General features: G+C 40.4%; 11 protein-coding genes. 3 read left to right on the forward strand and 8 right to left on the reverse strand.

Going from position 1 to position 14,208, the window contains the following annotated elements:
• Entirely contained in the window at positions 1–1,062 is a 1,062-nt protein-coding gene (locus WCM76_11460; GenBank protein ID MEI6766251.1) for a PorP/SprF family type IX secretion system membrane protein, read from the forward strand.
• Positions 1,063–1,085: 23 nt separating this feature from the next.
• Here WCM76_11460 and WCM76_11465 read toward each other — a convergent pair whose 3' ends face one another.
• From WCM76_11465 to WCM76_11500, 8 genes are all read right to left on the reverse strand, one after another.
• On the reverse strand, positions 1,086–2,372 hold the full coding sequence (locus tag WCM76_11465; GenBank protein ID MEI6766252.1) for a TIGR04150 pseudo-rSAM protein: 1,287 nt from the start codon (positions 2,370–2,372) through the stop codon (positions 1,086–1,088).
• Entirely contained in the window at positions 2,369–3,748 is a 1,380-nt protein-coding gene (locus WCM76_11470; GenBank protein ID MEI6766253.1) for a radical SAM peptide maturase, read from the reverse strand. Before WCM76_11470 ends, WCM76_11465 begins: the two co-directional genes overlap by 4 nt.
• 221 nt (positions 3,749–3,969) lie before the next feature.
• Positions 3,970–4,662 (reverse strand): CPBP family intramembrane glutamic endopeptidase, encoded by a 693-nt coding sequence (locus tag WCM76_11475; GenBank protein ID MEI6766254.1) that lies wholly within the window; start codon positions 4,660–4,662, stop codon positions 3,970–3,972.
• A gap of 89 nt (positions 4,663–4,751) precedes the next feature.
• A complete protein-coding gene (locus WCM76_11480; protein MEI6766255.1) occupies positions 4,752–4,967 on the reverse strand; it encodes a hypothetical protein in 216 nt (71 codons plus the stop codon).
• Between the two features lie 380 nt (positions 4,968–5,347).
• Entirely contained in the window at positions 5,348–6,646 is a 1,299-nt protein-coding gene (locus WCM76_11485; GenBank protein ID MEI6766256.1) for an FHA domain-containing protein, read from the reverse strand.
• Positions 6,643–8,397: a serine/threonine protein kinase gene (locus tag WCM76_11490; protein MEI6766257.1), complete on the reverse strand. Its 1,755-nt coding sequence runs from the start codon at positions 8,395–8,397 to the stop codon at positions 6,643–6,645. Before WCM76_11490 ends, WCM76_11485 begins: the two co-directional genes overlap by 4 nt.
• Before the next feature lie 20 nt (positions 8,398–8,417).
• Complete coding sequence (locus WCM76_11495) at positions 8,418–10,562, reverse strand: glycosyltransferase family 39 protein (protein MEI6766258.1); 2,145 nt, start codon at positions 10,560–10,562, stop codon at positions 8,418–8,420.
• 12 nt (positions 10,563–10,574) lie between these two features.
• Entirely contained in the window at positions 10,575–11,801 is a 1,227-nt protein-coding gene (locus WCM76_11500) for a DUF1343 domain-containing protein (GenBank protein ID MEI6766259.1), read from the reverse strand.
• Between the two features lie 64 nt (positions 11,802–11,865).
• On the opposite strand from WCM76_11500, the gene WCM76_11505 reads away from it, so the two are divergent.
• Positions 11,866–13,092: an FtsX-like permease family protein gene (locus WCM76_11505; protein ID MEI6766260.1), complete on the forward strand. Its 1,227-nt coding sequence runs from the start codon at positions 11,866–11,868 to the stop codon at positions 13,090–13,092.
• A gap of 246 nt (positions 13,093–13,338) precedes the next feature.
• The gene (locus WCM76_11510; GenBank protein MEI6766261.1) at positions 13,339–14,022 is read left to right on the forward strand and encodes a hypothetical protein; all 684 of its coding nucleotides are present in this window, start codon (positions 13,339–13,341) and stop codon (positions 14,020–14,022) included.
• Positions 14,023–14,208 lie beyond the last annotated feature (186 nt).

A 14,208-nucleotide genomic window follows, 5' to 3' on the forward strand; every position in this document is an offset into this window, starting at 1 on the left:
ATGAGAAAAACAGGGATCATAATGATTTTGTTCTGTGTGCTGTCCGGTTTGTCCGGGTTTGCACAGGATCCCAGTTTTACGCAGTTCTATTTCAATAAGCTTTATTTTAATCCCGCTTTTGCAGGATTATCAAACGGGCTGGAGCTGAGCCTCACTCACCGTGAGCAATGGCCGAATCTGCCGGGGAAATTCAGTACCAGTAAATTCAGTGCCGACCTTGATATCTCCGGCATTCGGGGATTAGGCGGTGTTGGTCTTAATGTTATTCAGGATATTGAAGGCGAAGGCTCGCTGAAAACCTTGTCTGTGGGCATTCCTATTTCTATTCGCCCCATGAATCTCTGGGCCGCAGGATATGGAAACAAGCCCCACTATTTTAATTTTCAGGCAGGATTTCTGCTCTCCATGACCTATAAATCCGTGAACTGGGATAAGTTTGTTTACAGTGATCAGTTGGATGCGGTGAACGGTGTGGTTAGGCCCAGCAGCTTCAACAGCGGCAGCGATGCCGGCAAAATACTTCCCGATTTCGGTTTCGGAATGGTGTTCGATTATCAGAATGCGCCTTTTGGAAAAACCTACAGGAATAACTGGAATGTGCGTGCGGGTTTTGCCATTCATCATATCACCGAGCCTGATTATTCATTTCTGGGAAAGGAAATGCACCTTCCTAAAAAATATGTGGCACATATCAACTTCAATTTCCCTATAAAGAAAGATGAAGATTTTATTGTTGCTCCCGCGTTTATTTATGAGAAACAGGCAAGCATGCAAACATTTCAGTGTGGTGTGAATGCGTTGTGGCGTGTTCTTTTTGTAGGTGTGTGGTATCGTTCATTCAACAACAGCGATGCTATGGCCGTTGTTCTTGGAATGAAACTGGGGCGCAAGAGCCGCTTCTACGGTTCTTATAGCTATGATGCTACCTTGTCACGTTTATCGCCCGCCACGCTTGGCTCACATGAAATAAATATCTCCTACCAGCTCGACCAGTCGCAGCTTAAAGGCAAAAAGCGCGACAAGAAAAAAGGCAGAAGACGTATTCCCTGCCCGATGTTCTGAGGTTTCAATGAGGATTTTGTGTGTCAATTATTGTGAGTATGTGTTTTCTCACGCATGTTATGTTCTTGAATATTGCATAAATCAAATTGGCCTAAGGCGTATTCATAATTTGAAATGGAAGGACACAAAAATTGGTAATTACAATATTTGCATGGTATAACGCTAGTTCTAGTTTTTAACCAGCTCTTACCCCTAGCCATTTCAAAATATATTAGCTCTTTTAATGAACTAGTGCCAATATTACCGATCGACTTTTCATTTACCCCAGAATAGACATCCTTATTTGGAAGAATGTGCAATTTTCCAAATAAGTTGGTATTTATTTTTTTCTTTTGCTGAATTTTAAACTGAGATTGCTTTTCAATAAAAATTTCTTCGATTTTGGTGAAAACATTGGATTTGAAAAATGCAATGTTTGTCCCGTTATAATATGGTGCTAGAAAATGAGGATTCGGATAATCGTCTGGAATTGAAGATGCGATTTTTTCCATGTCGGAATCATCTTCTATAATTGATGAGAATGTTACTGGTATTGGATAATCCCGGATTGTAAATATTTTTTCAAGGAATTCTTCTTCTGTGCCACGAATGAAAGTGTTGACGGTAATTGATGAATTAGTAGGATTGATTTTATTTAGTATCTCAAGATTTTCGATGAATTCTGAACTATTAAAAATGTATTTTACTTTTCTTTTTACTGAATTGAACAGAAGTATAATATTGTTGATTTCGGTGTGTGCACAAAGGTTGCCTCCTGATATTTTTATCGTACATGGTGAGCTGGTGGATAGGCTTTTGCTGATTGCAAGAATTGAATTGAAACTGAGTTCTTGATATTCAATACCACTGTATGGAAACATTATTTGTTTAAAGGCCTTTTCATTTTGATAAGGCGAATCGGCAAGTTTACTGTTTACAAATATAGTCAGCTCAAAAAGGTTATTTAAAATGTCATTACCAATCCATTCTCTTTCTTTTTTAAAGCGTTTTACATCACTTTGCAGATTGATTATTGGAGTAAATTGAAAAGGTTTTTTTAATGTCAAATTTTTGTTTATAATATCTCCGGCGTGGATTTGCTGCAGGTCTTTTACGAAATCACAAATAATTTTACCAGTATAGTCAGTGTTAGTGATCGAGATTATTCTGTTGTTCTTTGGTGTCAAAATATTTTTCACCAGTGAAATAATCTCTGGAGAGTCCTGATACTCCAGATGTTTTCCGTTTAATGTGTTATAAAGCAGAGTGCTATTTTTATGCACGATTATTTCAACATACGGTTCAATATATAACCAAAACTTATCGTTCATTTTCCAATAATATTCTTCATGATAAATGAATATTGTGATTGATATTTTTCGAGATAGCCGACTTGTGTGGCCAAATACTTTGAAAACTCCTGCTCTGAGAGGCAGCCATTACAAGTTGGAGTATGTTCGTCAATGTCTTTGATATTAAAAATGCATTGACTGCAGAGAGTTGCGTTGTGACAAATGCCGCACTGTTCTTCAAGTTTGTCATAGAGTTTATTATATTTCACGGCAATATTCTCACAATCAATATTCACTATATTATTACCGTCAATATTACCAAGAGCGAACTGATGGCCAATTTTTTCGCAGGGTAAAATGTTACCAGAAGAGGTGAGAAAAACTTTATAATAGAAAGGTAAGCAAGTCCCTGTTGGAATTTGTAAAGGAATCTGTGTATTTCCGAATAGTAGTTCTCTGTAATTTTGATACACATGGCAACAATGCTGATGCAACATTTTTGTTACAATTGTTCTGTCTGCGAATAGCAGCTGTTTGTTCTTATCATCAATAGCGTAATTTTCTTGTTGGAATAGGTCTTCGTAAAGGTTCCGGAACATTTTACTGAATTCTCCTCGCATTTCAGAGGCCACGCCAACCGGACTCACTTCACTAATATTTGCGATTTTATTGAATTCGGATTTTAAAAAAGTGTTTATTTCCTTAATGGAGTTTCTGTCATGAAGTACGGATAAAAAACCAACATGTTTCTCAAAATATTTAGGGTGCGTTTTTTGAAATAGCTTAATGTTCTGAAACACCTTATTGTAAGATGGCTTCCCATTAAAGAATACCCTGTAACTGTTATTATCGAGACTGCCGTCCAAACTAATATTGAAATGAATATTATTTTCCACAATAAAGCCCATGTATTTATCAAGCAATGTGGCATTAGTCGTCATTGTAAGTATTGTGCGTGGGATGTCTTTTCTTTTTCTTAAGTATTGTGTCACGCCTTTGATCAATGGAATGTTTAATAAAGGCTCGCCGCCATAAAATCCTATTTGCAAGGGCTGTGCAAGACTACGGTTTAGCGAAGTTTTTTTTAATTGAAAAATGTAGTCTAGAAATGTTGTCGTTTTTTTTATGTCAAGTTGTTGATTCTCTCTAGGTGTAAAATGATTATAATGTTTGCCATAACTGCAATAACTGCAATTTAGATTGCATTTTTCTGTTACTTCTAAGATTATACTAAGCGTATTAGCTAGAGTTTCCTTTACAAGTTCGCCGTTTAATCTACCGCTTAGGTGGCTTGTACTTGTGGTCGGGTCTAGATATCCTTGCTGTTTTAGCAGATTGAATTTTTCAAAATAACGTTGAATTTCTTCATTAGTGAAATTCTCTGTATTTGCTGATATAATTGCACTATTTGCCACTATTAGCATATTAATATCAGTGCCCCTTTGATATTCGGAAATAAGTAATTTCAGAATTGGATGTAGAAATAGAAATTCTTTTTTGGCAGGAGAAAATAAGTAGTAATTGTTACTGAAAGACGATTTGATTATTGTTGGTTGCACACAATATTAGCTTAGGATAGTACAAAACTTAATAATGCGAAAATATTTTACAAATAGCGTTATCCAATTCCATTCCTTCATAAAATGAAAATGCCATAGCGGATTTTAATTAAAACAATTGTAAAAATTATTACTAAAAGATTATATAAAATATGCAGAATTATTGGTGGAAATAGACTTTGTGTTCTTTCTCTGTAGTACGATAATACTAAGCCGACAATAAACGCACTAATTACAATATAGGTGGTTAAATATAAACTTGCGCCTACGAGTAAATTTGAAAAATGCATAAGTGAAAATGCTAAAGCTGTTATAAATACAGACAAGGAAATTTTGAAATTCCGAATTTTAAGTATATTCTTTTGCTGTAGATAGTCGATAGAGGTTTGTAGTATTCCTCTGAACACCAATTCCTCTAAAATAGGTCCTATTACAATAGCATACAGATAACGCAAGCTTTTGGATGTGATATTAATTTGCGCACTACCCTTGGGAATTTGAAGTATATATATGTCAAGATAATTTAGGCTAAAAGCAAATAGAAATAGTACAATAGTTGGATAAATTAGCAGCTTAAGTCTGAATCCTCTAAATCCAAAAAGAGTGAAGCTTCCCTTACTTATTATTGGCATTGCTATTAGTAACAATGCAATTTCTATTAATGCACAAATCAAAATATTTGGCAGCACTAATCCGAAATATTTTAATTTAGGAAAGAGAAATAGTAAAAGAATAACAGTAATGCTAATTAGTCGTTTTTTTCTGTCCATAAACTCTAGCTTTGAATACACATTTAGTTGGCAACTCTGCACATAATTCTGCACAATTGCCAACTAATTCTCGCTATGAATATAAGCTTCTAATACCAACCATTTATTATGTTTGTCATTGCCGCATTTACGTCATAGCCATTATTGCTATTCAAATATTGCTCGTTTGCGTAACCGCCGGTTTTTCCTTTGGCTACCCATGCATTCCAGCAGTTGGCGTTAGCCGCCGCCCCTTTAACTTCACTTTGTGCTTCTTTGCAGATGGCATCTTGGCTCAGTTTGCTTAAACTCAATTTTGTATTCATTTTATTATTTGTATTAATTTGTTCCCGTTTTTCAGGTAACAGGAATATAACCTTTACTCAAACACAAAATTAAGTCAAGTATTGTTGTAAATGAAAAAATTAACAAAAAATAAATTAGTGCCAAAATATGTAAAAAGTTAATAAATAGCAAATTAGTATAAGTACTTTATTTAATATTAATACTAAAATTGGAAATAATAGTTAATTTTTCTGATGATGGAAATTCAGTTTATTTACTGTTAAGAAAAGTAATTTGCAATCTTAGGACAAGAAAAAAGGCAGAAGACGTATTCCCTGCCCGATGTTCTGATATAGATAAAAGAGGTTAGACAAAAGACATAAGACAAAAGCCTTCGGCTGCCTGCCTTTCTCAATCACAATTATTCCACCACGTATTTGTTGAGCTTATCCCGGAGCATATCAATGTTCACGGCAAAATTACATTGTTTGCAGTCGGCTTCTTCGAAGGTGAGGGTGGCAATACCTATTACTTCGCCGCGGTAGTTCATTACCGGACTGCCGCTGTTGCCGTGCGAGATGGCCACATTAATCATAATCCATGAACTGCCTTGTCCAAACTGGCCCTGCACCAGATCATTCTCCGTTCCGCCTGTAAATCCTGATACGTTGCCTTCCGATAATACACTTTCAATGCCCTGAGGATTGCCGAGTACGATGATTCGTTCTCCCTTGTCGGGTTTTGCCTGAGCTATTTTCAGGAAATTAAATTGTTCGCCTCCGTTGCCAGCTTTAAAGATTGCGTAATCGTAGGTCGTATTATTTTCCATCACATCGGTAATGGCAATTTCGCGGTTATCAACTGTCTTGATTGCCCATTTGGTTCCGCCTTTCAGCACATGACTGTTGGTTACGCCAATGCCTGCCGACGATACAAAAAATCCGGTTCCAAATGCAATCGCGTTTCCGCGCTTATCCATTGTTTCTACCTTGAATACCGCCTTTTCAATGTATTTTACCATCTCGGTAAATGACGATGGTTGCGACGGCATTGTATCCGTGAGTTGCTCCTGATCCGTTTCTTGGGAAGTTGAATTTACAAGACTTGCAATGCCCCATCCCGTAATGGAAAGCAATACAACGCCCGCAATAACAATAGTTGCGATAAACCATCCGTTGACCTTACGCTTTTTATTCGCTGATGTTTGTACGGGCGATAAATATTCCATCCAGTTCAGGCTAGTGTTTGCCAGCCGGAGCCTGTCGCCCGGATGAAGCATGGCCGTGTTCACCCGAACATCGTTTACATAAGTACCGTTTGTAGAGCCGAGGTCTTCAATCAATACTTCGTTACTATCGGTGAGATGAAGCACGGCGTGTTTGCCCGAAACAGTTTCGTAATTCAGTACAATATTATTTTCCTGCGAACGGCCAATGGTAAGCTGCCTGATGATGCTTCCCGAAACACCACTGCTGTGACCTGCCGAAAAATATTCCTGCCAGGGAATGATGGTATCTGCAAGTTTTACAATATCATTTGACTGAAGGTAGGCCTGCGTAATCCTTTTACCATTTACATAGCTTCCGTTGCTCGAACCCAGATCCTGCAGGAAATATCTGCCACTGTCGTCGAGCGTAATCCTTACATGATAGCCCGATACGTGCGTATCATGGATGACCACATCATTATCGGAATTACGACCTATGGCGATGCTTATCATTGGGTGCAGTCGATGGGTTTGTTGAAACTTTCGTTACGGATATCGAAGGTGTAAAGGTATTTGTACCCTGTATCTTTGTACCAGAGCATAATGCCGTCGTTTTCGAGAACATCATACACTTTCTTTTTGACTTCTGTAACACCTCCGAACAAGCCGTAACGGTAGTCAACCGTGTACTTTCCCGTAAATAACTTTGTTCCTTTACTGATGAATTTTATCAAAACAGGTGATGAAAATGCTTCGTCCATTTTCAGGATGGTGTAGTTGTTGTCGGTGCTGATGTAAGCTAACAGACGGTAGTTGTTTCTTCCGGTATTTTCCAACAGGCAGGCATAATCGCTGATGCTGTCGCTGTTGAAATCGGCTGAGCAGTATGTGTTGTATTCCGATCCGTTTGATTCCGGATATACCTTCCATTCGGGACTGCCTGTTTTATCAAAAAAACGATGGGAGTCCAGATATTCGCGCACTGCTTTTTTATAAAGCACGGGCGTTTGCTTTTGTGCATCATCGTCGAAGATGGATGATATCTGATCATATTCTTCAAGCGTACCCAAATAATTTACCGCAACGTAACCTTCTTTACCGTTTGCGGTTTTTATCTTCACCCATTTCTGACCTTTGTCATCTGTATATTTTGTGTCTTCGAGAATCACCACTTTTTCGCCGAAGGTGCATTTTTGAACAAGATTCTCGTTGCTCGTATTGTTTTGTGTTGATCGCAGCCACAGCGCGTGCGACAGAACATACATCTCTTTACCGCCCGATGCAAGCTGAATAATTGCAATCACTACTGCGAGCGATAACAGTGCCGCCATAAAAATATTCCAGAACAGCAGGGCGCCCGATTTTCTTTTTGTCTTGGCAGGTTTTAGGTTCTTTGTTTTGATTTGGGTTTGTACGGTGCTCTGCGCAGGTTTATTCACCGGAGTTTGTTTACCCATCACGGCTTCACGAAATTCTTCGCAGGTCTGGAAGCGGTCGTTCACATCTTTTGCCGTCGCTTTTACGAGTATCTGCTGCATACGGTCGGTAACGCCGGGATAATAATTCCGGGCTTCAGGAAGCGGTTCTTCAACAATTTTTTTATAAACTTCGTATTCGCTCTGATTCTCGTCGAAAGGACATTTGCCTGTGAGCATCTGAAATAGCGTGATGCCGAGTGAATAAATATCGCTGCGCTTGTCCACTTCCTGTCCTTTCACCTGCTCCGGGCTCATGTACAACACAGTTCCGAGCTTGGTGCCTGTTTTGGTAAGTTTATGACTCGATTCGCTGATGATTTTTGCGATGCCGAAGTCAAGTATTTTTGCTTTTCCTTCAGGTGTGATGATGATATTCGATGGTTTGATATCGCGGTGCACCACGTTACGGTGATGTGCATACGCCACACCATCGAGTATCTGCGCGAACAGCGGAATGGCTTTTTCTTCGGGAATGGGACCGGTAACGGTTTGAATGTATTCGTCGATGGGTTTGCCTTCGGCGAGTTCCATTACGAGAAATACACCGCTGTCGAGTTCAACATAATCGTACAATGAAACGATGCCGGGATGATGCAGTTGCGAAAGCATGGAAGCCTCGTTCTTAAAGCGCTCCCTGATTTCGGGATTTCGTGCAAGCGTTGGATTCAATGCTTTGATGGCCACTTTACGGCCAATATGCGTGTGAACGGCGAGATACACGTTTCCCATTCCGCCTTCGCCGATAAGTTTTTCAATCCGGTAATTCAGTATCTGCTGCCCTATCATGGCACAAATATACAAAACACTTACTTTCCCTTGGCGTTGTTTGCTTTTTGAATGTATTCCGATGCTTTTTTCGTATCGCCCAGGTTTTGGTACGAAATAGCTATCTTACTCAGTACTTCTTTGCTGTCGGACAATCCTTTTTCCGCTTCCAGCAGGTATTTCAACGCTTCATCATACTTGCCTTTCAAGCCCGATGCCGTCCCCAGATTTTTCAGAACATCCGGATTTTGTGGGTTGACAGCGTAGGCTTTATTGAGATATTCCATTGATTTTGCAAGGTCATTATAATCGCGGCCATAAATTTCGCCTAACTTGTTCAATGCCTTATCGTACTTGGGATTTATAACAAGGATATGGTTCAATATGCTGACACAACTATCGGGCATTGCCAGGTTTTCATAAATCTCGGCTTTCAGATAATAGTACTGGAGATTATCCGGAACATATTTTATCAGTGTTTCGACGTTTAAAATTGCCTGTTTGGTATTACCATTTTTAAAACACTCGTGTGAATCAAAATCAAGCGCCTTGATGGCATCGGCATCGGTAGGCATAAGTTTCAGTACTTTTTCAAACGATTCGCGGCTGCTTTTATAATCGTTCATGGCACGCTGCGCATATCCCATATACACCCATCCCGATTTAAACTGCGGATACATCTTCAGCCCTTTATCGAGGTAGGCCATTGCTTCGTTGTACTTCTGTTTTTTTACATCGGCAGGAGCCTTCTCATCAATACTTTTAATAATCATTTCACCTGCTGCAACATTGCATTTGGCGCTGTTTACAGACGTTTTTACGTCGGTGGTGTAAAGCGTCAGCGTGTCCTTCCATGCAAAATTTCGTGTAAACGTTTTCACGGAATAGCCAAGCAATATAATAATCAGAATTGCTTTGACAAGGGTGGTGTAAGTGTCTTTTTTCTTGATGAAAGTCGGAAGTTTTATACTGATAAACCATGCCGCAATAATCGTGAATCCCAGCAATGGCGCGAACATGAAGCGTTCATTCATGAACGTTCCAATGTTGAATACCAGATTTGATGAGATGGAGAAGGTGAACAGAAAAAACAAAATTCCGTAAGCAGGAACAGCTTTTTTAAAAATCATGAAAAGAGCGTAGCCACCCAGAACCATGTAGGTAATTAAGGGCAGAATAGCGCGGATATCTCCGAATCCGATGATGGGAATTTGAAACGGATAATAATCGTGTGTGAGCGGATGCGGGAATACGATTAGCATAATGTACTTGCCCCAGGTATAAAATAAGGTGGCAAGTTTATGTGCGAAATCAACGCCGATGAACGGATTGTTCAGCAATTCGGTGTCCTGCACATTATTGGTAATGAAGCCAAGCGCATTGTATCTGAGAAGAAAATAAAATATGAACCCCAGAAGCAGCGGCGCTGTCGTAAACACATAATCTTTGAGTTTGCTCTTCGTAAAAACAAAAAGTGTGAGAGGTATGACGGCGATAAATGTTACGCTGTTTTCCTTTGATATCATGGCAATGAAAAAGGCCATAAATGAAAACAGCAGGTACTTCCATTTTTTTAATTCAGTGTATTTCAAACTCATGAACAGCGCTGTCATAGCGCCGCCCATGCTCAGCAGTTCATCGCGGCCTTTGATGTTTGCCACTACTTCTGTATGCAACGGATGTGCCGCGAACAGTACCGTTGCGAGAAACGGAATACTTAAGTACCAGGGTTTTTCACCATCATCGCGGAAAAGCAGTCTCAGCGTTTTAAAAACGATGAAGATAAGTAACACGTAGAACAGAATATTGATGAAATGCCCGATATGCGGATTTAATCCGAAGGCTTCGTATTCCAGTGCGAACATCACCTGTGAGAGCGGTCTGTAGCGGCCTCCAGGAAGCAGGTCTTTGGCGCTGTCGCCAAACACTCCGTAGAAGGCGTCTTTGGTAATGATGTCTTTTATTCCTGAAATACCATTTTTGGTAACCGCATTGTCAGTAATAAACAGCCCGTCGTCAAGCGCATAATCGCCCGGTATGGTATTTAAATAAAGCAGTGCGCTCAGCGCAAGCAGTATTAATAATTGCAATTGATAAGCGTTGGGGCGCCATCGTTTTTTTTCAGGCGGTGCAGGTGGTTTCGCTGATACAAAGGCCGTCCTGCTTGATTTTTTGTTTTTCGTCATTCTGAATAGGCATTACTCAAAATCCGTATACAGTAAATATTTTTTTCTGATTTTTTTGAAATCCGAAATACCCTGTTGCCAGCTTGCGCGGATATCATCTTCGCTCACATCCATAATAATCTGGTATTTCAGCTTAGAGTTTCCTGCAACGCGGTCAAATCCCGAATTAAAGAAATCAGCATTGCTTCCCAGTGAGCGGTACAGTTCTTTAATCCAGTACAAATAAATTTTGCCTGTGTTTTTAATATACTCATCAGCAAAATTTCCCAGGTCATAACCGTTGCATTCTTTGCCTTCGAAGGGCGGATGCAGCGCCATTCCCGGAATACTTTTAGGCGTAAACGAAAAATCGGTTTTCGGCAAATCCGGATGTCCGATTACCTGAAATGGTTTATCGGTGCCGCGTCCAACACTTATAAAAGTGCCTTCAAAAAGTCCGAGGGTAGGGTAGAGGTACACCGCTTCCATATTGGGCAGATTGGGCGATGGTTTTATCGGGAGCTGATAAAAAAGCGTGTGATTATAGTTGTAAACGGGCACGTACTTAAGATCACATTTGATGCCGCCTTTGAGCCAGCCTTCGCCGTTTACCATGCATGCATATTCGGCAACGGTCATGCCGTGTACGAGTGGAACGCAATGCAGTCCGATAAAGGAAGAAAATTCTTTTTCAAGCACCGGTCCGTCAACGTAATGACCGTTAGGATTGGGCCGGTCGAGTACAATGAACTGAATGTTATTTTCGGCGCAGGCTTCCATCACGTACGACATCGTTGAAATATATGTATAGAATCGCACCCCCACATCCTGAATATCGAAAACCACCACATCAATGCCTTTGAGGTCGTCGGCCGAAGGCTTTTTTTTGCTTCCGTAAAGGGAAACAACGGGCAGACCTGTTTTGGTATCCGTATAGCTCAGCACTTTTTCGCCTGCTTCGGCATCTCCCCTGAAACCATGCTCCGGGCAGAATACTTTTACCACATCAAACCGGGCGTTCACAAGGCTGTCAACCAGATGAACATTGCCAATCATTGAGGTCTGGTTAGCAACAACAGCTATTTTCTTGTCTTGAAGCCAAGGATAATAAAGCGTGGTTCGCTGTGCTCCGGTCATGATATCCTGCGGACCAATATCCTTGAACGTTAGTTGCAATACACTCTGTCCTGAGGCGCAGAAGGCAATCAGAATTATAGATGCAAGAGCTGCCAGCGATTTCTTTATAGGATTTGAGTTCATCAGCTTTATTAGGAATTGGAAAAATATATTTAATACCTTCGCAAAGTAATAAAAAAATGAGCAATTGAACCTGGAATTTTTCATAGCCAGCCATATAGTATCGGGCAACAAGGCAAATTTCTCAAAGCCTATTGTCAGGATAGCCGTTATCAGCATTGCTCTGGGCATTGCGGTGATGATTATTTCCGTTGCCATTGTTACAGGTTTTCAGAAGGAAATTCGCGATAAAGTGATAGGTTTCGGTGCCCACATTCAGATCAGTAATTTTGATTCAAACAATTCACTGGAATCAACTCCTGTCAGCAAAATCCAGACCTTTTATCCGGCGCTCGACAAGCAGCCGGGCATACGGCATATTCAGGTGTATGCAACCAAAGCAGGCATTATTCGAACCAGCGACGAGATCCAGGGCGTGGTGCTCAAAGGCGTTGGCAGCGACTACGACTGGTCGTTTTTCAAAAATAAAATAATAAGTGGCAGCGCTTTGAATATCAGTGATACAGGCAAAACCAACGAAGTGCTGATTTCAAAAATACTCGCCGGGCAGTTGAGGCTGGGCGTTGACAGCTCTCTGATAATGTACTTTATCAATGAAGGGCAGTCAGGACCAAGCGTTCGCAAGTTCAAGATTCATGGAATTTATGAAACAGGTCTGGAGGAATTTGATAAGCTTTTTGTAATTGGCGATATCAAACACATTCAGCGGCTCAATCAATGGGACAGCACTCAGGTCGGAGGGTTCGAAGTACTTATCAATGATTTTGATGATCTCGACCGCATTGCCGCTGATGTATATGCTTCCATAGGCTATGACCTCGATTCAAAAAGTATTAAACAGCTTTATCCGCAGATATTTGACTGGCTCGGTTTTCAGGATGTAAATGTTGCCATTATACTTATCATGATGGCGTTTGTGGCTGTCGTGAATATGATCAGCGCACTGCTCATTCTGATTATTGAAAAAACCACCATGATCGGGATTTTAAAGGCGCTTGGCCTGCGCAACTGGAGTGTACGGAAAATATTTCTGTACAATGCGGCATGGCTGGTAGTCCGCGGATTGTTCTGGGGCAACGTAATTGCTCTTGGTTTGTGCTTTTTGCAGCTATACACGGGCGTTTTGAAACTCGATGCCGCCTCTTATTATGTTTCACAGGTCCCGATAAATCTAAGCCTGGTCAATATTGTGCTTATAAATTCAGGTACCATTGTGGTGTGTCTGATTATTCTCATCATTCCGTCATACATCATCACCCGCATCACACCTTTGAAAGCGATTCGCTTCGATTAGGCGGTAAGTCACAAAGTGAAAATGTCGGTTGTTGAGATTCGGTCGTTGAGCCTGTCGAAACGCCGAAAGGTCTGTGTCGAGTTAAAAGGTGAGGCGAAGGAGGAACCCGCCTATAGCGAATCATAAGTAGAGAAGGCTCATTCATTCCGTTGAATATTTTTTCACAGGTCAAAATGGTCAAATTATTGCATGCCGTAAACTGAATCGAAAACAATTTTACATTTGTATCAGTAAACAACCAAAGCCATGGCAAAAAGTAATGAAGTTATCGAAAGGCTGAAGAGCAAATCGGCGGTGAAGCTGCAGATTTTTGATAATACCCGCAAAGTCTTCAACGACCTGAAAGAAGTGGCAAAAGAATTTGCCATGGAGACCAACCGCGAAATATCCAAAACCCATCCGAAAATTACTGTTGATTTCAGAGACAAGGGTGAGTTTGAGGCCGACCTGAAGGTAGCTGCCGACATGCTGGTTTTCATGATGCACACCAATATTTTTGAATTCCCGATTGACCATACTATCATGAAAAGTTCTTACGTGAAAAAGGACGTTATGAGGTCGTATTGCGGGATAATATATGTGTATAATTTTCTGGCCGACTCCTTTAAATACAACCGGCAGAATGATGTTGGCTATCTGGTGGCACGTATTTTCGTAAATAAAGAATTTCGGTTTATTGTGGAAGGAAAGCGTCAGGTAGAATTCCTGAACAATAGTTTTACCGAACAAATTATTGATAAAAATATTATACGTAAAATACTGGAGACATCGGTAATTTATTGTGTTGATTTCGATTTGCTCCTGCCACCCTACGATGCCGTTAAAGAGGTGTCGGTGAGCGAGATGCAGGAATATACATCCAATGTGAATTTGCGCACCGGCAAGCGTTTGGGCTTTCGCTTTCAGGCCGATCCGGATGAAACTATGTAACGATAATTAATGTTTATTAACGTATATTACAACAGCTGCGTTACGAACGTACCGAATTTTTTTTCAGGAAAATTTGCCGGATAAAAAATTATTCCTATTTTTGCACTCCCAATTTTAAGGGAAAAAGCATTTTGGTCCGTTCGTCTAGGGGTTAGGACGCCAGGTTTTCATCCTGGTAACAGGGGT

The sequence above is a fragment of the Bacteroidota bacterium genome, from assembly GCA_037133915.1.
In the GTDB taxonomy this organism is placed as follows: Bacteria; Bacteroidota; Bacteroidia; order Bacteroidales; family CAIWKO01; genus JBAXND01.

Excerpts from the sequence above, each read along its gene's own strand:
- WCM76_11460 (MEI6766251.1), top strand. The coding sequence starts at position 1 with ATGAGAAAAACAGGGATCATAATGATTTTGTTCTGTGTGCTGTCCGGT.
- WCM76_11490 (MEI6766257.1), bottom strand. The coding sequence starts at position 8,397 with ATGATAGGGCAGCAGATACTGAATTACCGGATTGAAAAACTTATCGGC.
- WCM76_11485 (MEI6766256.1), bottom strand. The coding sequence starts at position 6,646 with ATGATAAGCATCGCCATAGGTCGTAATTCCGATAATGATGTGGTCATC.
- WCM76_11475 (MEI6766254.1), bottom strand. The coding sequence starts at position 4,662 with ATGGACAGAAAAAAACGACTAATTAGCATTACTGTTATTCTTTTACTA.
- WCM76_11495 (MEI6766258.1), bottom strand. The coding sequence starts at position 10,562 with ATGACGAAAAACAAAAAATCAAGCAGGACGGCCTTTGTATCAGCGAAA.
- WCM76_11510 (MEI6766261.1), top strand. The coding sequence starts at position 13,339 with ATGGCAAAAAGTAATGAAGTTATCGAAAGGCTGAAGAGCAAATCGGCG.
- WCM76_11465 (MEI6766252.1), bottom strand. The coding sequence starts at position 2,372 with ATGAACGATAAGTTTTGGTTATATATTGAACCGTATGTTGAAATAATC.
- WCM76_11480 (MEI6766255.1), bottom strand. The coding sequence starts at position 4,967 with ATGAATACAAAATTGAGTTTAAGCAAACTGAGCCAAGATGCCATCTGC.
- WCM76_11500 (MEI6766259.1), bottom strand. The coding sequence starts at position 11,801 with ATGAACTCAAATCCTATAAAGAAATCGCTGGCAGCTCTTGCATCTATA.